The following is a 23,276-nucleotide window of genomic DNA, read 5'->3' as shown; positions in this document are numbered from 1 at the left end:
ACATACCATATCATGATTAAAAACTCGTTTAAATTCATGATTTAACAGATGGGATATTGGCGTATTATCCCGTGTCATCTGTGTTTTCCTCCGCCATCCATCTGTCAGCAGTACGAAAAGACGCCTATGAGCGACCTGGACCGATATCTCAACGCCGCCACCCGTGACAACACGCGCCGCAGCTACCGCGCAGCCATCGAGCATTTCGAAGTCAGTTGGGGAGGGTTCCTGCCGGCCACCAGTGACAGCGTGGCGCGTTACTTGGTGGCGCATGCCGGAGTGTTGGCGGTCAATACCTTGAAGCTGCGGCTCTCGGCACTTGCGCAATGGCATACCAGCCAAGGGTTTGCCGACCCGACGAAGGCGCCAGTGGTACGCAAAGTGCTCAAGGGCATCCGCGCCGTGCACCCGGCGCGAGAGCGACAGGCCGAGCCTTTGCAGCTCCAGCATTTGGAACAGGTGATCGCCGCCCTGGACATTGAAGCCAAACAGGCCAGCGAGCATCACGACCAACCGCGCTTGCTGCGGGCCAAGCGCGATGCTGCGCTGATTCTGCTGGGCTTCTGGCGCGGCTTTCGCAGTGATGAACTGTGCCGGTTAAGCATCGAGCATGTGCAAGCCGTGCCCGGCGCAGGCATCAGTCTGTACTTGCCGCGCAGCAAAAGTGACCGCGATAACCTCGGCAAGACCTACCAGACCCCGGCGTTGTTGCGGCTGTGCCCGGTGCAGGCTTATAGCGAGTGGCTCAGCGCCTCGGCTTTGGTGCGCGGGCCGGTATTCCGTGGCATTGACCGCTGGGGCAACCTGGGCGAGGAGGGCTTGCACCCCAACAGTGTGATCCCGCTACTGCGCCAGGCCCTTGAGCGCGCAGGCATCCCCGCCGAGCAATACACCAGCCACTCGCTGCGGCGGGGCTTTGCCACTTGGGCGCATCGCAGTGGCTGGGATTTGAAGTCGCTGATGAGTTACGTCGGTTGGAACGACATGAAATCTGCGATGCGCTATGTTGAAGCGACGCCGTTTCTAGGCATGACCCTGGCAACCCAACCACTGATTTGAGATTTCTTCTATTAATACAGTTACCTGATAGAGAAAACCAATCGCCAGCATCAGGTTTGCCAATGAGCCATCGACCGAAAGAGCCGGTAGGATTCATCTCATCAACTTCTTAACCCCTGACGGAGAGTCAACGATGCCTATCATCAACAGCCAAGTAAAACCGTTTAAAGCTACCGCTTTCAAAAACGGCAGCTTCGTCGATGTGACCGACGCTGACCTGAAAGGCAAGTGGTCGGTTGTATTCTTCTACCCAGCCGACTTCACCTTCGTTTGCCCAACCGAACTGGAAGACCTGGCTGACAACTACGCCGAATTCCAGAAGCTGGGCGTCGAAATCTACAGCGTTTCCACCGACACCCACTTTGCCCACGCTGCCTGGCACAACACTTCGCCAGCCATTGGCAAAATCCAGTACACCATGATCGGCGACCCAACCCTGACCATCTCCCGCAACTTCGACGTGCTGATCGAAGAAGCTGGCCTGGCAGACCGCGGCACCTTCGTGATCAACCCAGAAGGTCAAATCAAGATCGTTGAGCTGAACGACGGTGGTGTAGGCCGTGACGCTTCCGAGCTGCTGCGCAAGATCAAGGCCGCTCAGTACGTTGCTGCCCACCCAGGTGAAGTCTGCCCAGCCAAATGGAAAGAAGGCGAGGCCACTCTGGCGCCGTCTCTGGACCTGGTCGGCAAGATCTAAGTCTGTGAACGCGTATCAAGGGCGGGTATCCGCACTTAAGTAAGCTGCATCCGCCCTCAAAACGCCCGGGCGAGATTCGCTCGGGCGTTTTTTTGTCTGCAATAAACCGAATGAACAGGAAATCGCCCGTATGTTGGACGCCAATCTTAAAGCTCAGTTGAAGTCATACCTGGAACGGGTCACCCAGCCGATCGAGATCGTCGCCTCCCTCGACGACGGTGCGAAATCCCAGGAAATGCTTGCTCTTTTGCAGGACGTAACCAGCCTCTCCACGCTGATTACCCTGAACACCGATGGCAATGATGCGCGCAAGCCATCGTTCTCCATCAACCGCCCGGGTGCCGATATCAACCTGCGTTTCGCCGGCATCCCCATGGGCCATGAATTCACTTCGCTGGTGCTGGCCCTGCTGCAAGTCGGTGGCCACCCGTCGAAGGCCAGTGTCGAGGTGATTGAACAGATCCGCGCCCTCAAAGGCGAGTTCAGCTTCGAGACTTACTTCTCGCTGTCCTGCCAGAACTGCCCGGACGTAGTCCAGGCGTTGAACCTGATGGCCGTGCTCAACCCGAACATCCGCCACGTCGCGATTGACGGTGCGTTGTTCCAGGCCGAAGTCGATGAGCGCCAGATCATGGCGGTGCCGAGCGTCTACTTGAACGGGGTCAACTTTGGCCAGGGCCGCATGGGCCTCGAAGAGATCCTCGCCAAGCTCGACACTAGCGGTATCGAGAAAGCCGCAGAGAAAATCAGCGCCAAGGACGCCTTCGACGTCCTGGTGGTAGGCGGTGGCCCGGCCGGGTCTTCCGCTGCCATCTACGCAGCACGTAAAGGTATTCGTACTGGTGTGGCGGCTGAACGCTTTGGTGGCCAGGTGCTGGATACCATGTCCATCGAGAACTTTATCTCGGTACAGGAAACCGAAGGGCCGAAACTGGCCAGCGCACTGGAAGCCCATGTGCGTCAGTACGACGTGGACATCATGAACCTGCAACGCGCCAGCAGCCTGGTACCGGCAAAAAATGCCGGTGAGCTGCACGAAATTCGCTTCGAAAGCGGTGCCACACTCAAGTCCAAGACCGTGATCCTGGCCACTGGCGCCCGCTGGAGAGAAATGGGAGTGCCCGGCGAGCAGGAATACAAAGCCCGTGGCGTGTGCTTCTGCCCGCACTGCGATGGCCCGTTGTTCAAGGGCAAGCGTGTGGCGGTGATCGGCGGCGGTAACTCCGGCGTGGAAGCGGCCATTGACCTGGCCGGTATCGTCAGCCATGTCACCTTGCTTGAGTTCGACAGCAAGCTGCGCGCCGATGCCGTGTTGCAACGCAAGCTCTACAGCCTGCCGAACGTGGATGTGATCACCAGCGCATTGACCAGTGAAGTCAAAGGCGATGGCCAGAAAGTCACCGGCCTTGCCTACAAGAACCGCGACACTGGTGAGTTCAAGACCATCGACCTGGAAGGCATCTTTGTGCAGATTGGCTTGCTGCCCAACACTGACTGGCTCAAAGGCACCGTAGAGCTGTCGCCGCGCGGCGAGATCATTGTCGATGCCCGTGGCGAGACTTCACTGCCTGGCGTGTTCGCCGCCGGTGACGTCACCACCGTGCCGTACAAGCAGATCGTGATTGCAGTAGGCGAGGGCGCCAAGGCTTCGTTGAGCGCGTTCGATCACCTGATCCGTACCTCTGCTCCGGCGTAAATCATCCTGAGCTGAAAATGAAAAACCCCATGAGCGATCATGGGGTTTTTCTCGTTCCCACGCTCCGCGTGGGAATGCATCCGGTGACGCTCCGCGTCACGCAGTGCTTATTACATTGGCGCCGGCTGAATGATCTCGACCCAATAAGCATCCGGGTCCTTGATGAACGCGAGGCTCTTCATGCGGCCATCCGTCAGGCGCTTCTGGAAATCACAGCCCAAGGCTTCGAAGCGTTCGCACGCCGCGACAATGTCCGGCACCGAGATACAGATATGGCCAAAGCCACGTGGGTCGGTGTTGCCGTTGTGGTAGGCAAAGTCGGCATCGTTTTCGGTGCCGTGGTTGTGGGTCAGTTCGAGGATGCCCGGAATCGACTTCATCCACTGGGTACGCTCGGCGGCGTCGGCCGGGATCTGGGCCTTGTCCACCAGGGCCAGGAAGTACAGGCTGAATTCGGCTTCCGGGAAGTCACGTTTCTCGACCAGGGAGAAACCCAGGATGCGCGTGTAGAAGTCCAGCGACTTGGTGATGTCCTTGACCCGCAACATGGTGTGGTTGAACACGAAGTTCGCCGTGGCGTTGTCGGGTTGGGCGGTGACGCCCGGGAAGGTGTTCAATTCGTGCAGGCTCATGGGCCCTCCAGAAAAAATGTGAGATGAGCGGTCCATTGGCTTGCGGTCTGCCTCCATGCAGACGGGCCATGATACGCAAGGCGCACCGGCTGCGCCAAATGAAAAAGCGCGCCAGGCCCTTGCGGTCAGCGCGCGCCGGGCCGCACACTTTGCCGCTGGAACCTTGGGTGTTTTTCGCAATGATCGAGTTTCGTAGGCCGCTGTTGAGTGCTATGTGCGTGTTGTTGGGCAGCCCGTTTGTGCTGGCCGCCGAGCCGCAGGTCCATTGGCCCAGCGGTTGGCAGGTCGAAGAAGTCGTGCCTGACGGCGAGCCGCCTGCCAAACCCCTAGCAGTGTCCCGGCAGCGAGCGATCAAGAATGATGAAAATGGCGCCACGTTGATGGTCATGGAGTTGACCGGAACGCCAATTGAGGCCGGCCATAAAGTTAATCTTGCTGGCGTGTTGCTGGAGATGCGCAAGTCCATCCAGAAAGACTTTGCCCGTGGCGGTTATCAAAGCGTGTGCAGCAAAATGCACCCCACGACATTGAGTCGGCTTGACGCGTTGGAAACTACCTGCGTGATTACCGAGAACGGTCGACACGTATTGTCGCAAACATTAGTCGGTGCGCTGGATGTCGACAAAGCCTATGTTTTTTCATACGCCGGCCAGGCGCAAGCGTACGAGGCGAGCAAGGAGGAAGTCAGTTTGGTGCGTAACAGTCTGAAACTTTGACCCGCTCAAGCTGAGCGAATTTGAACAATATGAACGCTGAGTTAAGTTCGATTCCGAACCGTTAGAGCAAAAAAAGCCCCGCGTATGCGGGGCTATTTTTTAGTACATGTTTCAGCCGCGAAGCCAGGAGTCTACAGTGGCAGCGCCGTACTCTTCTTTCCAGGCTTTGAGGCCGCGGTGGTTGCCACCTTTGGTCTCGATCAGTTCGCCGGTGTGCGGGTTGTGATAAACCTTGACCACCCGTGCGCGGCGCTGTTTAGGCGCGGCGGCGGCCGGTGCACCGCCTTTGCGTGGCGCGGGATCGAGGATAGCGATCACATCACGCAGGCTCTTGTCGTATTTGCCCATCAGCGTCTTGAGCTTTTCTTCGAATTCGATTTCTTTCTTCAGGCCAGCGTCGTTCTTCAAGGATTCCAGCTGTGCAAGCTGCTCTTGAAGGGCTTTTTCTGCTGCGCGAAATTCGGCGAGTCTGGACAAAATCTGTACTCCAATAATGTAGTTGCTGATATCAACTGCAGACAAAGCTATAAGCCAAGAACGTTAAGCCACGTCAACGAAAAAGACCCTTCTGCGAGTTCTGCACAGGCAGAAAAAATTGTAGTAGTTAATTCATCCTGAGTAAATCATGTCTTTTAAAGAAAGACCAATCTTTCATCATAGGCCGCGCAAGGCTATTCCACGATGCCCAACGATTTAATGAATTCATCGCAGGGTAATGGTCGGCCAAACAGGTAACCCTGTAGGAAATCCACGCCCTGGGCCACGAGGTACTCACACTGTTGGGCTGTTTCTACGCCTTCGGCAACAATGCCTAGATCCAGCTTGACTGATAACTCTATGATGCTGTCCAGAATATGCCGCGACAGCGCATCCGCACCGATCATGGCGACAAAGCTTTGATCGATCTTCAAGTAGTCGACGTTGAAATTGCGCAAATAGCCCAAGCTGGAGTGGCCGGTGCCAAAATCATCAATGGCAATCATGACCCCCATTTGATGCAGCGCCTCGAACAGGCGGCGGGTGGTCTCGGTGGGTTCGATCAACTCCCGCTCGGTCAACTCCAGCACCAGGGTGACCTGGCCGGGTGGGAACGCGGCGAGGAATTCCCGGCAGTCCTGCACCAGCGCCATGTCCTGGCAATGGCGCGCAGTGATATTCACGCCGATATGAAAGCCTGGGCTGAAGCGCGCGGCATGAGGCGCCAGTTGCGCGGCAGTCTGGCGCAGCAGGGCACGGGTCATCGGCACGATCAGGCCGGAGTCTTCGGCCAGGGGAATAAACAGGTCCGGGCGCACCAGCCCTTCTTTGGGATGCTTCCAACGCATCAGCACCTCACACCCGGCCCATTGGCGGGTGTCACCGCGTACCACCGGTTGGAAATAGGGGATGAATTCATTGGCCCCCAAGGCGCGTTGTAACTCGTGGGTTGGCGCTGACGAACGTTTTTGCAGCCAGTGAGCGAGCAGCCCCGCCAATATCCCGAAGAACACCACCAGGCTGAACAGGGCCGGATACCGCGCCTGCATATAGCGCCAGACTTCACCCTCGGGCATTCCGGCCTCTACACTGTATTGATAGCGCTCGGAAGCCAGGCGCTGTGGCGCCACGGCAAATGTCGGCAACGCGCCTTGATGCACTTTGCCGTCGGCACCCAGCCAGTTCGGGCCGACGTGCAATACCAAATACGCGTAACGGCTGATCAAGCGCAAGGCGTTGGTGAGGTGGTAACCGTCAACCGAGGCAAACGCGCCTTGATCGCCTTGGACCAGGCGGTACACCAGCAGGGCGGTATCGGGTGTGACGGGGTTGCCTTTCATCAACCACAGGCGCCCATCCACGTAGTCGTCGGGGTTGACGGGCGATTGGTAGCGACCGCCAAACAACGAGCTGCAATAGATGTTTTTCTGCCAGGACAGCGTGGTGGCCCGCACAAACGGCCGACGCGTGACTTGTTCACGTAGCGCCAACTTGGCGGCGCTGTCACAAGGTTTACCGGCCAGCGGCAGCAAAGCCTGGGCAGCGATGGCGGTGTTGTCGAGCATCAGGTCGAACTGGCGCACCGCTTCTTGAGCGGTTTGCGCCGTGCTTTGTTCAAGGGTGCGCTCGGCTTGCCAATACAGAATCACAACCCCCAGCAAGATGGGCAACACGCCGCTGGTTGCACTGATGAAATAGCGTGCGGCTCGGCTTCGTGGGCCTTTGACGGTCAGGGGCATAGGGGCGGTCAGTCGTGAGAAAAAGAGTGAGATAAGCCGATGATAGATGGCAATACGCAGGCCTGCTCAGTTGTTTTGAGCGGGTTGACCTAGCCGTTCGGTCAGTTGTGGCGGGGATTTCATCTAGGCAACATAAACATCGTTGCAAGAAGTAAGAGACTCAGGACCGTACCCCTCCAGCCTCTCTCAGTGCCGTGCTAGCCCAATTTTGGCGGGCCGGTCGGCGCGTGCCTTTCGAATGTCGGAAGCCGCCTTGCAGCCTTTTAACGACTCCACAGGAATTTGCAGCAATGAAAAAAATCGCACTGGCCGTTGCCTTGTTGATGGCTAACAGCGTTGTCGCTCTACCGGCGTTCGCGGCGGACGGCACTATCACCCTGACCGGTGAGATCACTGGCACCACCTGCAGCATCAGTGGCGGGGCAGGCGCTGCGCCTGGCGCCGGGCCGGACTTTGCCATTGCGCTGCACAAGGTCCAGGCCAGCGCACTCAAGGCTGCCGGGCAGACGGCGGGGGTAAAGCCGTTCTTTATCCAAGTCGGCAGTTGCCCGAAGGACACGGTGGTCGCGGTGTTATTCGAGAGCAGCAGCCCGGCCATCAACCCGGCGACCGGTAACCTGGTCAATCAGGCGCCAGCCACACCCGAACCGGCAAAGTTCGTGGAAGTACAGATTGTAGACGGCGTCACCAACCAGCCCCTGGATCTGCGGCTGGGCCTGACTTCGAGTACCTCGACAGTGCCTGACGGCGGCGCGGTGACGCTGCCATTTGCAGCTCAGTACTTCGCCACGGGGGCAGCGACTGCCGGCCCGATCAGCACGCAAGTGCTGTATTCCGTGACATTCCCCTGATCAAGGCCAGTGGGCCTGGCGACCTGCCAGGCCCTGCCTTGAAGGAAGGACGCATGCTTTTTCGCACATTACTGGCGAGCCTTACCTTTGCGCTCATCGCCGGCTTACCGTCCACGGCCCACGCGGGAGTGGTGATCGATGGCACACGGCACATCTACCCCCAGCAGCGCCGTGAAATCACCCTGCGCCTGAGCAACGACGATAAACGGGCACCGCGCCTGGTCCAGGTGTGGCTGGATCAAGGCGATGCCACTCCAGATCCCTCCCATAGCGACGTGCCGTTCAGCCTCTCGCCCCCAGTGTTTCGCCTGGATCCAGGGAGAAGCCAGGGTGTGCGGCTGGTCTACACCCAGGATCCGTTGCCGCCAGATCGAGAGTCCTTGTTCTGGCTTAATGCCTTGGAGGTCCCCCCGAAAATCAGTGCGGCCGAACTCGGTGAACAAGCCCCTGAAGGGAATCATCTGCAGTTTGCTTTTCGTATCCGCACCAAAGTGTTTTTTCGCCCCCGTCATTTGCCTGGCAGTGCAGACCAGGCCCCCGCGCAACTGCGCTGGAGTCTGAGGCGCACCGAGCGCGCAGCCGTACTGCGCGTACACAACCCTACGGCCTTTCACGTGACCTTCAACGAGGTGGCACTGGCGCTGGGCCCTCGGCCTGACGCCCACCTGATACCGGTACAAGAAGGCATGGTGCCGCCAGGTGCCAGCCTTGAACTGCCTGTACGCGGCACCCTGCCGACGATCCCCGCGGACGCCCAGGTGCATTTCAAATATATCAATGATTACGGCGCATTCTCCGCGCCGCAGCGAGCCCCCCTGAAGTTTTGATTATGTCTGTTTACCTGCCATTTACGGGGCATCCCGTGTTTGCCTGGCTGTTGTGCAACTCGCGGCTGATGGTGTCGCTGGGTGTGTTCACGACCTTATGCCTGCCGGCCGAAGCCGCGGCGCTATTGTTTGATATCGAGGCGTTTACCACCGGCTTGTCCACGGCGGTGGATATTTCGCGTTTCAATACGGGCAATGCATTGGCGCCTGGTGTCTATCGTGTGGATGTATTCCTCAATGGGCAATCCGCGGGGCGCCGTGAAATCAGCTTTGTCTCGCGTGATGACCAGGACAACGTCCAGCCTTGCGTGAGCGCCCTGGAACTTGCCCAACTCGGAGTCGTGCTGCCACCTGACGAACGCAGCGCCGACACGCAGTGCCGTGAATTTACCCAATGGATCCCCCTGGCCAGCAGCCAGCTCGACATTGAGACGCTGACGCTCGACGTCAATATCCCGCAGGCTTACCTCAGCCGAGCCGCGCGCGGTTACGTTGACCCGGCCCGTTGGGACAAGGGGCTCGACGTTGCGCTGCTCAATTACACCTTCAGCGCCGCAGCGGTGACTTCGGGGGCGGGGGAAGGTCGGGGTTACCTGGGCCTCAACGGCGGCGTCAACCTCGGCGACTGGCGCCTGCGCCACCAAGGCGGCCAGGCCTGGACTTCCCGTGGCGGTCTGTTGCCTTATCAACACACCGCCACGTACCTGCAACGGCCCTTGTCGGCCTGGCGTTCGCAACTGACCCTTGGCGACAGCTTCAGTAACCGCCAGGTCCTCGACGGCGTGCGGGTGCGGGGCATCACTCTGTCGACCGATGACCGCATGCTGGCGCCGTCGCAACAAGGCTATGCACCGCAGATACACGGCATCGCCGACAGCAACGCCACGGTAACGGTGCGCCAGAACGGCTACACGATCTACGAAACCCAGGTTGCCCCGGGGCCTTTTGTCATCGACGACCTCTATCCCACGGGCTACGGTGGTGACCTTAATGTCAGCGTCACCGAGGTGGACGGGCGCCGCACCACCTTTGTCGTGCCGTATTCCGTGGCCCCACAATTATTGCGCCAGGGCGCCACTCACTACAGCACCACGTTGGGCCAAGTGCAGCAACGCGGGGTCAGCAAGACCAGCCCCATGGTGTTTCAGGGCACCTTGCAGCATGGCCTTACCGATGGCTTGAGCCTGTACGGCGGCAGCGCGGTCTCCCGGGGATACTTGCAGGGCAAGGCCGGGCTGGCGATGAGTACGCCCATCGGCGCGTTTGCCCTGGACACCACGCACTCGCGCACCCGCGTTGAGGGCAACGGGGTGGTTGGCGGACACAGTTGGGGCCTGGCCTACAACAAAAACCTGCCATTTTCCGGAACCCATTTTGCGCTGGGCGCCTACCGCTTCTCCACGGCCGGCTATCTGAGCCTGCCGGATGCTTTGAATGTGCAGGAGCTGGCCCGCCAGCATGGGAACATCGAGGGCTATGCCCGCCAGAAAAGCCGTCTCGACCTGACGATCAGCCAGCAACTGGGGGAAGGCACCTTGAGCCTGTACGGCAGTTCTGTTGACTACTGGGCGAGCCGGCAAGGTCGCCAGACATCCTTCACCCTCAGCTATGGATCACGCTGGAAGCAGCTCAACTGGAACATTTCGGCGCAGCGCTCAAGGGTCAGCGACGCCGACCCACCCAGCGATCGTGACCACAGTGACGCGATCTTTTTCGGCCGCGCGTTGCAACCCGGTCGCGTCGATAATCGTCTGGCGCTGACCCTGTCGATGCCGCTGGGCCAGGGCACGTCGGCGCCGACCCTGAGCAGCGCTTTGTCGCGCGACACCGGCGAATCAAAGGGCAGTCAACAGCAAGTGGGCATCAATGGCTTGCTCGGCGAGGCGTCAGAGGGGCACTACGGCCTGGCCGGCAGCCAGGGCACGGGGAGCCAGGCAGGTTCCAGCCTAAATGCCTACGCCGGGTATCGCAGCAGCACGGCCAACCTGCGCGCAGGTTACGGCCAGAGTGGCAACAACGCACAAGTGTCCATGGGCGCCGACGGCGGGCTGATTGCCCATGGCGGTGGCGTGACCCTCTCGCAAAGCCTCGGTGAAGCGTCGGCACTGGTGTATGCACCGGATGCCCAGGGCGCGCAGATCGGTGGGGGTGTACGCATCGACTCACACGGCTATGGCGTGTTGCCGAGCTTGCGGGCCTACCATCCCAATGACGTGGATATCGACCCCGAAGGCATGCCCATGGATGTGGATCTCAAGGAATCGAATCACTCGGTGGTACCGACAGGGGGCGCAGTGTCGCTGGTCAAGTTCGAGACCGTCAGTGGCCGTGCGGTGGTGATCAAGGCGACCCATCGCAACGGTCAGCCGCTGCCTTTTGCCGCTCAGGTGTTCGACGAGCAGGGCAGGGAAGTCGGGGTGATTGGGCAAGCCGGCAAGGCGTTTGTGCGCGGCGTGGCCGACCAGGGCACGCTGACCGTGCGTTGGACCGAGGCGGCAAGTGACCGCTGCTATATCCCATACCGTCTGCCACCGCGGCCACCGGGGCACCGCCAGGAAAATGCCGACCAACTGGTCAGCCGGTGCCACGCCAACACCGCCAACGATGAGGTCAGCAGCCGATGATCAGCCCTGGTACGCAACGTTTGGCAGGGCTTGTAATGGTGACCTGCATCGCCCTCGCCAGCGCGCCCCATGCCCAGGCCAAGGCGACGTGTACGCCCGCGCCGCCGACGGTGCTGTCGGTGCCGCGCATTACGGTGCCCGCCAACCCTGTGGTCGGCCAGGCCCTGGGCAACCCGGGTGGCTACCCCGTCGAGGTAGCGCACGGGTTGAGGTGCACATATCCGCCCAACCTTATTGTTCGCTATTGGTCGTCCACGCGGATTGCACGGGAGATTCCCTGGACAGGACGTAACTTCTTCCACTCAGGGGTCGTCATGCCGGTTCATCTGACCGGCGTGCAAGGCGTCGGGTTTGCGTTCATGGCGCAGGACCGTGACGTGGGGCCGATGCAAACCGTAACCACCGGAGTCACGGTGCTGCGCGGACCGATCCATCCCGGTTTGCCTACGTGGGGCTTGCGCGGCCGCTTGTTCTTCGTGGTAACCGGCCCGATCCAGGGCGGCACTATTACGCCGCGTACCTTCGCGGGCTTGTACCTGTACACCAGCGACACGCACCACGCGTTCAACTTCGGCAGTGTCGAAGTCGGCCCGCCGAGTAAACCCACCTGCACGGTCTCGACGCCCTCCGTGGCGATCCCGCTGGGGGCGGTGGAGAGCAGGGCGTTCAAGGGCATTGGCAGCGTGGCCGGCAATGCCACCCGCACCATCACCTTGCAGTGCGCTGGTGGCGGGGGCGCTGAGAGCGATGTGCTGTTGACCTTGACCGACCAGACCCAACCGGCCAATCGCAGTGACCAACTGACATTGACCGCCAACTCCACCGCCAAGGGCGTGGCGCTGCAACTGCTGTTTGGCAACCGCCTGATCAGCTACGGCCCCGACGCCGCCGCTATCGGCACGCCGAATCAATGGTTGGCAGGCAGCACCGGCAACGGCACCTTCCAGATTCCCTTGACCGCGCGCTACATACAAACCGGCGCCACCGTCCGCCCGGGCACGGCCAACGGGCTGGCGACCTTCACTTTGGCCTATCGGTAGTCGGCGTGATGATCCGAGTCTTATTGACCTGCGTGTCCGGTCTGGCACTGGCGGCATCTATGGCGATGGTGCAAGCGGAAATCGTCATTGATCGCACCCGGCTTATTTACCCGGCCGCGGCACGGGTGGTAACCCTCACCCTGCGCAACGAGGCGGACAGCCCACGGCTGGTACAGGTATGGATCGATGAAGGCGACCCCCAGATGGCGCCGGAATTGAGTGACGTACCCTTTACTGTCACACCACCGATTCTGCGAATGGACCCCGGCAAGGCTCAAGCGTTGCGGGTGATTTATCACCCGGTACCCAGACAAGCCATGACCGATCCTCAGGAAGTGGTGTATTGGCTGAATGTGCTAGGGATACGGCCTACTGACGCGGCAAGCCATCAACTGCAACTGGCGTTTCGCACGCGTATCAAACTGTTCCTGCGCCCCAATGCGTTGCCTGGCAGGGCGGAAGATGCCGTGGCGGCGTTGCAATGGCAACTGGCAGACGACCGCCCGGTGCTGCGGGTGCGCAACCCGAGTGCCTTTCATGTGACCTTGTCCAGCGTGGCACTCAACCTTGAGGGCGTCGAATACCGCCATGAAAACCCACCGATGCTGGCACCGCGCTCAACGGCCGAGTTGATCATGCCGGGTTGGGTTGTACCGTGGCGAGGTACGCCGACGCTGCGCTTCACCACATTGGATGACTATGGCGCGACGCATGAGAGCACGCAGCGCATAGGCCGGTAACTAAGTAGGCGAGGGGTACAGCCCTTGTGCCAGCGCGATGAATGCCAGGGCAGCCGGGGAAGACTGACGCCGATCCAGCATCACAGAACCGATATGCATGCCGATGTTACCGGGCGGCGCAATCATCCTGCTGGGTATCTACCTGTGCAACAAACCCCTTGCGCCGGGCAGGGCAATGGGGATTTGATAAGAGTACGGACAAACCTGGTTACGCTGTGTAGAATCAGTTTACGCATACAAGAATATGGACTTGCGCTCACGCAAGCCTCGGCCGTCAGAGACTGATGACACCATGAAGCTACTTGGCTCCCCCCTCATCTTTGGTGACTTCCTCGCCCGCAGCGTGCGAGGCCTCTCTTGTGCGCCACCCTCCAGCCTCATCCTTGCTCGCAACTAATCAATTGCTACCTACAAGAATGATGAGGCACCGAACATGACCGACCAACTCGCAAACCCAATGGGCCTGATGGGCTTTGAATTCATCGAATTTGCCGCGCCCACCCCAGGCACCCTGGAGCCGATCTTCGAGATCATGGGCTTCACCAAAGTGGCGACCCATCGCTCCAAGAACGTGCACCTGTATCGCCAGGGCGAGATCAACCTGATCCTCAACAACGAACCCGACAGCCTCGCTTCCTATTTCGCGGCCGAGCACGGCCCGTCGGTGTGCGGCATGGCGTTCCGCGTCAAGGACTCGCAACAGGCCTACAAACGTGCCCTGGAGCTGGGGGCCCAGCCGATCCACATCGACACCGGCCCGATGGAATTGAACCTGCCGGCAATCAAAGGCATTGGCGGTTCGCCGTTGTACCTGATTGACCGTTTCGGCGAAGGCAACTCGATCTACGACATCGACTTCGTGTACCTCGAAGGCGTTGATCGCAACCCGGTAGGCGCGGGCCTCAAGGTCATCGACCACCTGACCCACAACGTCTATCGCGGGCGCATGATTTATTGGGCCAACTTCTACGAGAAGCTATTCAACTTCCGCGAAGCGCGGTACTTCGATATCAAGGGCGAATACACCGGCTTGACCTCCAAGGCCATGAGCGCGCCGGATGGCAAGATCCGTATTCCCTTGAACGAAGAGTCGTCCAAGGGCGCCGGGCAGATCGAAGAGTTCCTGATGCAATTCAACGGCGAGGGCATCCAGCACGTCGCGTTCCTCACCGACGACCTGATCCAGACCTGGGACGCGCTGAAGAAGATCGGCATGCGCTTCATGACCGCGCCGCCCGACACTTACTACGAAATGCTTGAAGGCCGCCTGCCGAACCACGGTGAGCCGGTGGACCAGTTGCAATCGCGCGGCATCCTGCTGGATGGCTCGTCGGTTGCCGGTGACAAGCGTCTACTGCTGCAGATCTTCTCGGAAACCCTGATGGGCCCAGTGTTCTTCGAATTCATCCAGCGCAAAGGCGACGATGGGTTTGGCGAGGGCAACTTCAAGGCGCTGTTCGAGTCGATCGAACGTGACCAGGTGCGTCGTGGTGTCTTGACCGCCGACTGATTGACTGGATAACGAAAAAGCCCGGTTTTTACCGGGCTTTTTCGTGTGCGTTGCGTTCTGTCGCAATTGAACGGCGGTGAAATAGGAACAGATGTTTCTTCACATATCACATAGAGGGCAGGACGCAGGAAAAGCCTGCGTCTGAACCATGCAGAGGCTCTCTTATGAATGTAAATTCTCCTACCCCTCAACGCCCGATCGGCCCATCTGTATCAACGGTGCAGGCAGGGCCTGTGCGCAATGTCCGTTCAACCGGCAATGCAGACCCGGTCGATCAGGCGCGTAAAAAGTTTCTCGATGACGGTGAAACCGAATACTTGGGCGGCACACTCACCGCCGGGGGGTATCAGATGACGAAGGCGGCAGTGAAACCTGACAAACCCGGCGCGCCATACGTAAGCGTTTCGACTTTTGCCGTCGATGGCGTCCAATCCAAAGACATGATGGTAATCAAACGTGTGCCCGCGACGGCCGAAGGCCCTAACGTCATCGTGTATATGCCGGAAGATGAAGTGACGTCGTTTCATGAGTTCAACACCGTTGAAGAGCTAACTGAATGGGTTAAGGCTGTAGCCAAAAACCCTGCCGAGCTGGACCGATTTGCGCGGCACTTTTCTCATTCTGAAGCACCCAAGCAGGAGGAACGGGTCAGGACACGACTAAGCGAGTTTGGCTCAGAAAAAGACTCCAGCGTGGTGGTGGGAAGTTTTGGTCGAGAGCGAGGCGATATTTTCGAGCGTTTGAACAAGGACGTGACCGTCCCGCCAGTTGAGGTCAATGGCCTATCCAACGTGAAGCTATACAAGCTGGAGTCCAATGGCCAAGCGACCTATATCGGTACCCGGGAAGATGGAAAAAACGTCCTATTTGATTACGACGCTTATGGGAATTTCAGGGGTGGCAGTCAGGACGGTTATTACTTCGTCAGAAACGGGCTGAACAATAAGGACCCGCTTGGCGAACCCATCACAATCGCTGAGTTCACCAAACAGAAAGTTGCAGCCCAAGCCTATAGCAAGACGGGGCCTAATGATCTGAGCGACTTTTGGGGTTATCTCATCAAGCAGCTCAGAAACCCGGGCGACGGTCTTGGGACTGCACTGCAACAGTTCGGAGTTCCTGACGACGTGGCGGCCTCCATCGAAGAGGTGCTGAAAAACCCCGTAAAGGGCACGCTGCTTCAGTTGAATCACGATAATCGGCTCGGTAAGATATTTGGCGTCAGCCAGGAAGTGATGGATGCCCAGCTGGAGAAATTTGGCAATGAAGCCCAGAGTAATATTCCCCAGTACGGCAAGTGGCGGGATAGGTTGAACACAGTGGCTGACGTCATCGAAAGGAAGGTGGGCACCCCAGAAGAGGCGACACCCGAAGTGAAGGTCTGAATCAATCTTCGCTGTCATACAGAGGGGTACGGATACCCCCGCAATACCCGTTCATTCCCAGCTTCCCATTCAAGCGCGACGCTGGCGCACCAAATGCTTGAACCCCTCATACACCAGCACCATCACCGCCAGCCAGATCGGGATATAAGTCAGCCATTGCCCACCCTGGATGCCTTCACCCAATAGCAACGCCACCGCCAGCAGCAGCACCGGCTCCACGTAGCTCAGCAGCCCGAACAGGCTGAAGGCGAGCAAGCGACTGGCGATAATGTAACTCACCAACGCCGAGGCACTGATAAGGCCCAGCATTGGAATCAATGCATAAAGCTTTGGATGGCCGTCGAGCACGGCAAAGCCTTGTTCGCCGCTTTGTACAAACCACCAGGCCACCGGCAGCATCAACGCCATGTCCAGCCACAGCCCCCCCAGATGATCGGTGCTCAGGTACTTACGCACCACGAAGTACACCGGGTAGCCGATGATCACCACCAGCGTTGCCCAGGAAAAACCACCGGCCTGGTACAACTCGTTCAACACGCCTAGCGCGGCAAACACCACGGCGATCTGTTGTAACCGTGACAGACGCTCGCCGTAGACCAGGCGCCCGGTGAGCACCATGGTCAACGGCAGCAGGAAATACCCCACCGACACGTCCAGGCTGCGCCCATTGAGCGGCGCCCACATGAACAGCCACAACTGCACGCCGAGCAGGGCAGAAGACACCAGCACGCCGCCAATCAGCCGTGGCTTAGCCGCCAGCCTGCGCAGCAGTTCCCACACCCTGCGCCACTCACCGCTGACAATCATGAACACCGTCATGCAGGGCACGGTGAGCAACATGCGCCAGCCGAAAATTTCCAGGCCACTCAGGGGGGTAAGCAGCGATGTGAAGTAATACATCACCGCAAACAACACCGAGGCCAAGACCGATAACACCACACCTTTAGACACGCTGTCCTCGCGAAAGCCGATTATTTCGTCGGCAGTCTACAGGCGTGCCAATCGACCGGATACAAAATGCCCGACATCGTTGAACCCCGGCGAGGACGAATGCCCCGGCGTGACCAACGAATCAATGAACGCCTCGTCTTCGGCGCTGATCTGCACCGCCAGCGCCCCGGTGTAGGCGTCCCACTGGGCCTCGGTCCGTGGCCCGACGATCGCCGAGCTCACCGCCGCATTGTTCAGCACCCAGGCGATTGCGAACTCGACGATCCCTACGCCACGCCCTTGGGTGTATTGCTGGATCTGCTGGGCAATGCGCAGTGATTCAACCCGCCACTCGGTTTCCAGGATGCGCTTGTCCTGGCGCGCGGCACGGCTGCCGGGTTCAGGCGTGACGTCCGGTGCGTACTTGCCGCTGAGCACCCCTCGGGCCAGCGGGCTGTAAGGCACCACGCCCAGCCCATAAGCCGCTGCAGCGGTGATCTGTTCCACCTCGGCCTGGCGATTGACGATGTTGTACAACGGTTGGCTGATGATGGGTTTATCAACCCCCAGGAGTTCAGCCACGCGAATCACTTCAGCGATGCGCCAACCCCGGTAATTGGACAGGCCCCAATAGCGAACCTTGCCTTCGCGGATCAAGTCACCGATGGCGGACACGGTGACCTCCAACGGCGTGTCGTGGTCTTCGCGGTGCAGGTAGTAGATGTCCAGGTAGTCGGTGTCCAGCCGTGCCAGGCTGGCGTCCAGCGCAGTGAACATACGCTTGCGGCTCAAACCGCTGCGGTTGGGCACGCCATCGGCAGGGCCGAAGCCGACTTTGGAGGCCACCACCCAATCGTGGCGGTTGCGTGCAATCGCCTCACCGACGATTTCCTCGGAGCGCCCGCCTGTGTACACGTCAGCGGTGTCGATGAAATTGATGCCCTGGTCCCAGGCCTTGTCGATGATGCGCAGCGAATCTTCGGTGCTGGTCTGTTCGCCAAACATCATGGTGCCGAGGGTCAGAGCGCTGACCTTCAACCCGGAGTGGCCCAATGTGCGGTAAATCATGCAAAGCTCCTCATGGCAGGCAAAATGTAAGTGATGCAATACCAGACCCGAGCGCTCTGGAACAAGCCCTGAGCGCATTTCTTCATGTGCGTAGCAAAGTCACGCAGCGCGCCTGTAAAAAACGATGCAGCACTTTCACGCGTTCCGACACTTGCAGGCGGTGCGGGCACATCAGGTTGAACGGCGTGGGTTCGCCTTGCCAGTCGGGTAGCAAGGGTACCAACCGGCCAGCCTGGATATCACGGGCCATATCCAGGTTGGCCTTATAGGCAATGCCATGCCCCGCCAACGCCCAGCGGCGGACAATCTCGCCGTCATCGCTGAGGTAGTCACCGCTCACCTCGACTTCTTGAAGCAACGCCCCCTGGCGGAAATACCAGGTGCTATTGGCCTGGCCCCGGCGCATATAGCGCAGCGTGCTGTGGTGGGCCAAGTCTTCGGGCTCAAGCGGTGTGCCGTGGCGCGCCAGGTACTCAGGGCTGGCGCAGGCAATGCGATGGTGATCGGGTACCACCGGCAGGGCCACGAGGCTGGAGTCCCTCGGCACGCCAAAGCGCAAGGCAATGTCGACTGTGTCGCGAAACAAGTCGGCATTGCTGTCGTTGAGCAACAGTTGCAAGCGGATATCAGGGTGCTCCAGCTTGAACTCATCCAGCCAGCCCAGCAGCACATTGCGGCCAAAGTCCGAGGGCGCGGCCAACTGCAATAAACCACTGAGGCTCTGGCCCTGTTGCTTGATGGCGTGCTCGCCTTCCGACAGCGCCTCCAGCGCCACCCGCACACTGTCCAGGTAACGCCGGCCTTCTTCGGTCAGGCGCATGCTGCGGGTGGAGCGGGCGAGCAGGCGGATGCCGAGGCGGGTCTCAAGGCGCTTGAGCGCAATACTCGCCGCTGCTGGCGTGAGGCCCAGGCCACGGGCGGCGGCCGTGAGGCTGCCGGTGTCGGCGCTGCGCACGAAGACTTCAAGGTCGAGAATCGAGCTCATTGATAAAAATCCTTTAAAGATCTTGTCGTTTTACCCGGATTTTTCATCGATTACCAAGCTGGGAAGATGAACGCTCACTTTCTGACCCAGGTAGTTTTCTCATGACCTCTTCTCTGAGCGGTAAAACCATCATCGTCATCGGCGGCAGCAGCGGTATCGGCGCGGCAGTGGCCCAGGCAGCCTTGGCACGCGGCGCGCACGTGGTCGTGGCCGGGCGCCGCTTGGCGTCAAGCTCCGCCAACGGCCTGCGCAGTGAGCCGGTGGACGTCACTGACAGCGCCTCCTTGCAGCGGCTGTTCGAGACCGTAGGGCGCTTTGACCATCTGGTCTACACCTCGGGCCCTTCGGTGCAGGCCAAACCCTTGAGTGAAACCAACCTGGATGAAGCTCAGGACAACTTCGATGTGAAGCTCTGGGGCTCACTACGTGCCATTCAGCAGGCACTGCCCTTTTTGCATGAACAGGGCAGCATCAGCCTGACCTCGGGCCAACTGGGGCGCAAGTTGGCGGCAGGGCAGTTCATCAAGACGGGCATTAACGCCGCGACCGAGGCATTGGGCAAACAGTTGGCCAAGGAACTGGCACCGCGTCGGGTCAATGTCATCAGCCCCGGGGTAATTGACACGCCGGCCTATGCAGGGCTTGGAGAAGAGCAGCGTATGGCGATGTTTGCCAAGGCGGGCGGCGCATTGCCGGTTGGGCGGGTGGGGCAGGCTCAGGAGGTGGCGGCGGGGTATGTGTTGGCAATGGAAAATGGCTTCTTGACTGGCAGCATCATCGACATTGATGGCGGGGGACTGCTGTAAACGCCCCGCCCGCAAGGTGATTGGCTCAGTGACGGACTCTGGTCAGTCGAAACGTCCCTTCGACAGTAAACTCAGGTCCGTCATTTTTTCGAAAGGAGCAGGAAAACTCCCCCGAGCCATGATCGTCGGTGACTTCTTCGTTCAGTTTCAGCGTACCCGCATGGGCTGTCACCCCACCGTACGTGTCGAGGCGCATAAACTGAACCCGGACATTGTTGTTGCCGGCCAAAACATGGGTCAGTCCTTTCGTGTCCTTATTGATCACGATGGATAGAATATTTCGAGTTCGCGATAGGTCGTCATCGTAATGGTCGCCGATAAACATTCGGTGATCAGGGCGGTGGCCGCCGAAATCTGAGCTATCAATTCTGAATTCGGTTGCGACAAACTTTGGATCCGGTAATGGGCCACCCTGGAAAACCGCTTTCAGTTCGCCCGTTGCCGGGTATTGTGCAGTCAGGCCAGTTGAAAGGCCTCTCAGTTCCGCCGTGCCGTCAACCAGCTCTATTTTTTGGCTGCCAAATTCGGCGCTCGCCCCAAAAGAGGCCTTTAGATTCGTACCGTCGAATGACACCTCTATTTTCCCTGCGGTGGCGGCATAGGTTGGATTTCCCTGGTTTTCATACGTAGAGAAATGAAGTCTGGTTGCGCCTTCTGCAAACGAGTAGGTGTGTTTACTTCCGTCCGTAGGTAAATCGGAAGGAAGCAAAATATCGATACCTAGAAAATCACTCGGTACGTCCGATAAGCGCTGGGTCGCAGCCAAATGCCATAACCCACTCGTCTCACGGTATAGCTCCATCTTGTCGGCGTCGCCGATGAAAACGACGTTATGTTGGCCTGTCACCGTAACGTTAAAAGTACCTTCAGTAGCTGCTGTTTTGCCTTTCATTTCGATAGCCCTCCAAGCGTGACTGAGCCCTCAGCCTAGGCGCACGGATAAGGTTTGGATACTGTTAGAAATTACAGGCTAGAAAACGTTTATTGATTACTAGAGTCGCTAGGAGCACCTTTCTATAGGACTCTGTTATAAGAGAATCATTTTTTATACCTGTCAAAGTTGACAGTGTCGCCCGAGCCAGCAGGGTACTAACATTCCCACAAACTCTTTTATCAACTTATTTATTGGCGAGGCTGGTTAACATGAAACAGTCACTGCATGTCCCTATTTTACCGTTGTCGAAAGGCACTTTCACCGCCACATTGAACGGCTACTTGGCGCTTGATTATGTTGGCGATCCCACCCAAGAACTACGTCTGGATCAAGATGTGTGGACACTCATCAGTTACGGGCGCCCCTCAACCGGCGGTAGTTTGATTGTGTTCACCGTCAACGTCCCTAGCAACTTGTGTGACGACGGAAAACCTCAAACCTTCTTGATAGGCAGCCATAACACCGTCATTTCGCTCTATACGCAGCAGCTTAATTTCGTTGCCCAGACGGGGGAGATCACGGTATCGCTTAAAGATAACCGGATGGCGGCAACGTTCAATTTCAAAGCACAAGCAATCGGTACCTCTCATGAAATCGAGGTCTCCAGTGGCACGTTTGAGGTCAGCAACGGGACTGGCTTTATCAACGCGGACTTTAGGGGTGAAGCGCGTCCGTATCCGACATTTGAAGCAACAACGGTCGAGATAAATCATCTGGACCTGTTTCCGCTGCCCAAGGATGCCGATTCTATAAAAGGGCGCATTCATAACTATGACCCCATTCCGACTCAAGACGATCTTTTGTCTATTGTGGTTAACAAGGGAACGCCGCCAGGCACCTATCAGTTGGGGGGTGACGATCCGGCGGTAATAGTGTTGTTCACGCAGTTCGTAAAACGTGCCTTGTTAGAGGCACGCAGTGGTCAGGTGGTTTTAGAGCATGTACCTGAAACGGGGTATGCCAAGGGGAACTTCGAGTGCGAATTCAACGATGAACTCAATAAGTTTTCCGCTGTTGGCTCCTTCGATGTCCATCATTCGTAGTCGGCTATGCCTGCGCGCTTGACCCTTTAGGCGCCCATCCTTGGTTATCAGGATGAGCGCCTTGCCGATTGCGGGCGAGGGCAAGCCTTATGACCGCAAAATAGTCCTCATGCTTTCAACGTACGCGTCATCCGCAACGCCAGCACACTCCCACCCACAATCACCGCCGCCAGCAGGTACAACGCCATATCCGTGGACCCGGTGGCATCCTTCACAAAACCCACGATATACGGGCTGAGAAAACCCGCCATCTGGCCCATGGAGTTGATCAACGCCAAGCCACCCGCCGCCGCGCCCGCGCTGAGCATCGCGGTGGGCACCGGCCAGAACATCGGCAGGCCGGTCAGGGCGCCCATGGTGGCGATGGTCAGGCCGAGAATGGCGATAGCGGGCGTAGTGGCGAAGTTAACGGCGATCACCAGGCCAATGGCGCCCATCAACATCGGTACCACCAAATGCCAGCGGCGCTCCTTGCGCAAATCGGCGGAGCGGCCCACCAGCAGCATGAACACCGCTGCCAACAGATACGGGATCGCGCTGAGCCAGCCAATCACCAGGTTGTCGCTGAAGCCCATGTTCTTGATGATCGACGGCAGCCAGAAGTTGATCGCATACACGCCACTCTGGATGCAGAAGTAGATCAGGCCGAATGCCCAGATCGCCGGGTTCTTGAACACTTCGGCCAGGGAGTCGCTGGTGGTTTTCGGCTTGTTCGCCAGGTCAGTGGCCTGGTCGGCTTCCAGCACCGCGCGCTCATGGGGCTTGAGCCATTTGGCATTGGCGAAGCTGTCACTGAGCAGGAAGTAGGCGAGGGCGCCGAGGATTACGGTGGGGATGCCTTGCAGCAAGAACATCCACTGCCAGCCTGCCAGGCCACCTTGGCCGGCAGCGAAGTGATTGAGAATCCAGCCGGAAAACGGGCTGCCGAGCAAACCTGAAACCGGGATCGCCGACATGAACAGCGCCATGATCCGCCCACGGCGGAAGGTCGGAAACCACTGCGAAAGGTACAACACCACACCGGGGAAGAAGCCGGCTTCAGCGGCACCGGTGAGCAGGCGCAGGGTGTAGAAATGCGTGGGCGTGGTTACAAACAGCAGGCATGTGGAGAGCGTACCCCACACGATCATCATCAACGCGATCCAGCGCCGCGGGCCAAACCGGGTCAGCGCCAGGTTGCTCGGTACGCCGCACAGCACATAGCCGATAAAGAAAATCCCGGCCCCGAGGCCGTACACGGTTTCACTGAATTTCAATGCATCGAGCATCTGCAACTTGGCAAAGCCAACATTTACCCGGTCAAGGTAATTGAACAGGTAGCAGATAAAGATGAAGGGGATCAGGCGCAGGGTAACGCGCTTGTAGATGGCGTTTTTATCGTCATCGCTGGCCAGTGCGGCAGTGGCGCTCTGTGACATGGGATTCTCTCTTTATTATGATTTTACGCGGTGCGAGGGTAACGTTGACCGCCCCAACAGTCTCGATGACGTGATGGGCAACTGTCTTTGTGCTGGCGC

Annotated in this window: 21 protein-coding genes and 1 pseudogene; 14 read left to right on the top strand and 8 right to left on the bottom strand. The window is 58.8% G+C overall.

Annotated features, from left to right (window positions below; genetic code table 11):
* Positions 1–126 precede the first annotated feature (126 nt).
* From TX24_RS23575 to ahpF, 3 genes are all read left to right on the top strand, one after another.
* Positions 127–1,059 carry a site-specific integrase gene (locus tag TX24_RS23575; RefSeq protein WP_003191304.1) on the top strand — a complete coding sequence of 311 codons (933 nt, stop codon included), beginning with the start codon at positions 127–129 and terminating at the stop codon, positions 1,057–1,059.
* A 133-nt stretch (positions 1,060–1,192) separates the two neighbouring features.
* On the top strand, positions 1,193–1,756 hold the full coding sequence (ahpC, locus tag TX24_RS23570) for an alkyl hydroperoxide reductase subunit C (RefSeq protein WP_003191303.1): 564 nt from the start codon (positions 1,193–1,195) through the stop codon (positions 1,754–1,756).
* 130 nt (positions 1,757–1,886) lie between these two features.
* Positions 1,887–3,452 carry an alkyl hydroperoxide reductase subunit F gene (ahpF, locus tag TX24_RS23565; protein WP_057711332.1) on the top strand — a complete coding sequence of 522 codons (1,566 nt, stop codon included), beginning with the start codon at positions 1,887–1,889 and terminating at the stop codon, positions 3,450–3,452.
* 110 nt (positions 3,453–3,562) lie between these two features.
* Here the strand turns inward: ahpF and gloA are convergent, their stop codons facing one another.
* Positions 3,563–4,084: a lactoylglutathione lyase gene (gloA, locus tag TX24_RS23560; protein ID WP_003191301.1), complete on the bottom strand. Its 522-nt coding sequence runs from the start codon at positions 4,082–4,084 to the stop codon at positions 3,563–3,565.
* Between the two features lie 179 nt (positions 4,085–4,263).
* Here gloA and TX24_RS23555 point away from each other — a divergent pair, with 179 nt between their 5' ends.
* Positions 4,264–4,800, top strand: coding sequence for a DUF4946 domain-containing protein (locus TX24_RS23555; RefSeq protein WP_003191300.1), 537 nt, complete (start codon positions 4,264–4,266; stop codon positions 4,798–4,800).
* 111 nt (positions 4,801–4,911) lie between these two features.
* On the opposite strand, the gene TX24_RS23550 is transcribed toward TX24_RS23555, so the two are convergent.
* Positions 4,912–5,277 carry a histone-like nucleoid-structuring protein, MvaT/MvaU family gene (locus TX24_RS23550; RefSeq protein WP_003191298.1) on the bottom strand — a complete coding sequence of 122 codons (366 nt, stop codon included), beginning with the start codon at positions 5,275–5,277 and terminating at the stop codon, positions 4,912–4,914.
* Positions 5,278–5,471: 194 nt separating this feature from the next.
* The gene (locus TX24_RS23545) at positions 5,472–7,016 is read right to left on the bottom strand and encodes an EAL domain-containing protein (protein ID WP_003191295.1); all 1,545 of its coding nucleotides are present in this window, start codon (positions 7,014–7,016) and stop codon (positions 5,472–5,474) included.
* A gap of 290 nt (positions 7,017–7,306) precedes the next feature.
* Here TX24_RS23545 and TX24_RS23540 point away from each other — a divergent pair, with 290 nt between their 5' ends.
* From TX24_RS23540 to TX24_RS23510, 8 genes and pseudogenes are all read left to right on the top strand, one after another.
* Complete coding sequence (locus tag TX24_RS23540; protein ID WP_003191294.1) at positions 7,307–7,867, top strand: fimbrial protein; 561 nt, start codon at positions 7,307–7,309, stop codon at positions 7,865–7,867.
* A 53-nt stretch (positions 7,868–7,920) separates the two neighbouring features.
* A complete protein-coding gene (locus tag TX24_RS23535; RefSeq protein ID WP_034135032.1) occupies positions 7,921–8,694 on the top strand; it encodes a fimbrial biogenesis chaperone in 774 nt (257 codons plus the stop codon).
* 2 nt (positions 8,695–8,696) lie between these two features.
* On the top strand, positions 8,697–11,318 hold the full coding sequence (locus TX24_RS23530; RefSeq protein ID WP_057711331.1) for a fimbria/pilus outer membrane usher protein: 2,622 nt from the start codon (positions 8,697–8,699) through the stop codon (positions 11,316–11,318).
* A gap of 35 nt (positions 11,319–11,353) precedes the next feature.
* Positions 11,354–12,358: a fimbrial protein gene (locus TX24_RS23525; protein ID WP_157255565.1), complete on the top strand. Its 1,005-nt coding sequence runs from the start codon at positions 11,354–11,356 to the stop codon at positions 12,356–12,358.
* Between the two features lie 8 nt (positions 12,359–12,366).
* Positions 12,367–13,098 (top strand): fimbrial biogenesis chaperone, encoded by a 732-nt coding sequence (locus tag TX24_RS23520; protein ID WP_082628862.1) that lies wholly within the window; start codon positions 12,367–12,369, stop codon positions 13,096–13,098.
* An 85-nt stretch (positions 13,099–13,183) separates the two neighbouring features.
* Positions 13,184–13,285 (top strand): annotated as a pseudogene (locus TX24_RS32985) (EamA/RhaT family transporter); the annotation flags it as partial.
* A 246-nt stretch (positions 13,286–13,531) separates the two neighbouring features.
* Positions 13,532–14,608, top strand: coding sequence for a 4-hydroxyphenylpyruvate dioxygenase (hppD, locus tag TX24_RS23515; protein ID WP_003191286.1), 1,077 nt, complete (start codon positions 13,532–13,534; stop codon positions 14,606–14,608).
* 164 nt (positions 14,609–14,772) lie between these two features.
* Positions 14,773–15,993, top strand: a complete 1,221-nt coding sequence (locus tag TX24_RS23510) for a dermonecrotic toxin domain-containing protein (RefSeq protein ID WP_082628861.1) — start codon at positions 14,773–14,775, stop codon at positions 15,991–15,993.
* 69 nt (positions 15,994–16,062) lie between these two features.
* On the opposite strand, the gene rarD is transcribed toward TX24_RS23510, so the two are convergent.
* The 3 genes from rarD to TX24_RS23495 all read right to left on the bottom strand — a co-directional run bounded on the left by rarD (position 16,063) and on the right by TX24_RS23495 (position 18,976).
* Positions 16,063–16,944, bottom strand: coding sequence for an EamA family transporter RarD (gene rarD / locus TX24_RS23505; protein WP_057711325.1), 882 nt, complete (start codon positions 16,942–16,944; stop codon positions 16,063–16,065).
* 36 nt (positions 16,945–16,980) lie between these two features.
* Complete coding sequence (locus TX24_RS23500; RefSeq protein ID WP_057711323.1) at positions 16,981–17,991, bottom strand: aldo/keto reductase; 1,011 nt, start codon at positions 17,989–17,991, stop codon at positions 16,981–16,983.
* Between the two features lie 82 nt (positions 17,992–18,073).
* On the bottom strand, positions 18,074–18,976 hold the full coding sequence (locus TX24_RS23495; RefSeq protein WP_057711321.1) for a LysR family transcriptional regulator: 903 nt from the start codon (positions 18,974–18,976) through the stop codon (positions 18,074–18,076).
* A gap of 101 nt (positions 18,977–19,077) precedes the next feature.
* Here TX24_RS23495 and TX24_RS23490 point away from each other — a divergent pair, with 101 nt between their 5' ends.
* Positions 19,078–19,782: an SDR family oxidoreductase gene (locus tag TX24_RS23490; protein WP_003191279.1), complete on the top strand. Its 705-nt coding sequence runs from the start codon at positions 19,078–19,080 to the stop codon at positions 19,780–19,782.
* Positions 19,783–19,807: 25 nt separating this feature from the next.
* Here the strand turns inward: TX24_RS23490 and TX24_RS23485 are convergent, their stop codons facing one another.
* Positions 19,808–20,674 (bottom strand): hypothetical protein, encoded by an 867-nt coding sequence (locus tag TX24_RS23485; protein WP_034135025.1) that lies wholly within the window; start codon positions 20,672–20,674, stop codon positions 19,808–19,810.
* Between the two features lie 251 nt (positions 20,675–20,925).
* Between TX24_RS23485 and TX24_RS23480 the strand changes: the two genes are divergently transcribed.
* Positions 20,926–21,759 carry a hypothetical protein gene (locus TX24_RS23480; RefSeq protein WP_034135024.1) on the top strand — a complete coding sequence of 278 codons (834 nt, stop codon included), beginning with the start codon at positions 20,926–20,928 and terminating at the stop codon, positions 21,757–21,759.
* 107 nt (positions 21,760–21,866) lie between these two features.
* Here the strand turns inward: TX24_RS23480 and TX24_RS23475 are convergent, their stop codons facing one another.
* A complete protein-coding gene (locus tag TX24_RS23475) occupies positions 21,867–23,177 on the bottom strand; it encodes an MFS transporter (protein WP_057711319.1) in 1,311 nt (436 codons plus the stop codon).
* Positions 23,178–23,276 lie beyond the last annotated feature (99 nt).

Source organism: Pseudomonas lactis (assembly GCF_001439845.1).
In the GTDB taxonomy this organism is placed as follows: domain Bacteria; phylum Pseudomonadota; class Gammaproteobacteria; order Pseudomonadales; family Pseudomonadaceae; genus Aquipseudomonas; species Aquipseudomonas lactis.
This window is presented reverse-complemented; position numbering and strand designations above follow the sequence as displayed.

Bases quoted from the DNA above. Each gene is read 5' to 3' on its own strand.
- TX24_RS23575 (WP_003191304.1), top strand. From the start codon at position 127: ATGAGCGACCTGGACCGATATCTCAACGCCGCCACCCGTGACAACACG.
- ahpC (WP_003191303.1), top strand. From the start codon at position 1,193: ATGCCTATCATCAACAGCCAAGTAAAACCGTTTAAAGCTACCGCTTTC.
- ahpF (WP_057711332.1), top strand. From the start codon at position 1,887: ATGTTGGACGCCAATCTTAAAGCTCAGTTGAAGTCATACCTGGAACGG.
- gloA (WP_003191301.1), bottom strand. From the start codon at position 4,084: ATGAGCCTGCACGAATTGAACACCTTCCCGGGCGTCACCGCCCAACCC.
- TX24_RS23555 (WP_003191300.1), top strand. From the start codon at position 4,264: ATGATCGAGTTTCGTAGGCCGCTGTTGAGTGCTATGTGCGTGTTGTTG.
- TX24_RS23545 (WP_003191295.1), bottom strand. From the start codon at position 7,016: ATGCCCCTGACCGTCAAAGGCCCACGAAGCCGAGCCGCACGCTATTTC.
- TX24_RS23540 (WP_003191294.1), top strand. From the start codon at position 7,307: ATGAAAAAAATCGCACTGGCCGTTGCCTTGTTGATGGCTAACAGCGTT.
- TX24_RS23535 (WP_034135032.1), top strand. From the start codon at position 7,921: ATGCTTTTTCGCACATTACTGGCGAGCCTTACCTTTGCGCTCATCGCC.
- TX24_RS23530 (WP_057711331.1), top strand. From the start codon at position 8,697: ATGTCTGTTTACCTGCCATTTACGGGGCATCCCGTGTTTGCCTGGCTG.
- TX24_RS23525 (WP_157255565.1), top strand. From the start codon at position 11,354: ATGGTGACCTGCATCGCCCTCGCCAGCGCGCCCCATGCCCAGGCCAAG.
- TX24_RS23520 (WP_082628862.1), top strand. From the start codon at position 12,367: ATGATCCGAGTCTTATTGACCTGCGTGTCCGGTCTGGCACTGGCGGCA.
- hppD (WP_003191286.1), top strand. From the start codon at position 13,532: ATGACCGACCAACTCGCAAACCCAATGGGCCTGATGGGCTTTGAATTC.
- TX24_RS23510 (WP_082628861.1), top strand. From the start codon at position 14,773: ATGAATGTAAATTCTCCTACCCCTCAACGCCCGATCGGCCCATCTGTA.
- TX24_RS23500 (WP_057711323.1), bottom strand. From the start codon at position 17,991: ATGATTTACCGCACATTGGGCCACTCCGGGTTGAAGGTCAGCGCTCTG.
- TX24_RS23495 (WP_057711321.1), bottom strand. From the start codon at position 18,976: ATGAGCTCGATTCTCGACCTTGAAGTCTTCGTGCGCAGCGCCGACACC.
- TX24_RS23490 (WP_003191279.1), top strand. From the start codon at position 19,078: ATGACCTCTTCTCTGAGCGGTAAAACCATCATCGTCATCGGCGGCAGC.
- TX24_RS23485 (WP_034135025.1), bottom strand. From the start codon at position 20,674: ATGAAAGGCAAAACAGCAGCTACTGAAGGTACTTTTAACGTTACGGTG.
- TX24_RS23480 (WP_034135024.1), top strand. From the start codon at position 20,926: ATGAAACAGTCACTGCATGTCCCTATTTTACCGTTGTCGAAAGGCACT.
- TX24_RS23475 (WP_057711319.1), bottom strand. From the start codon at position 23,177: ATGTCACAGAGCGCCACTGCCGCACTGGCCAGCGATGACGATAAAAAC.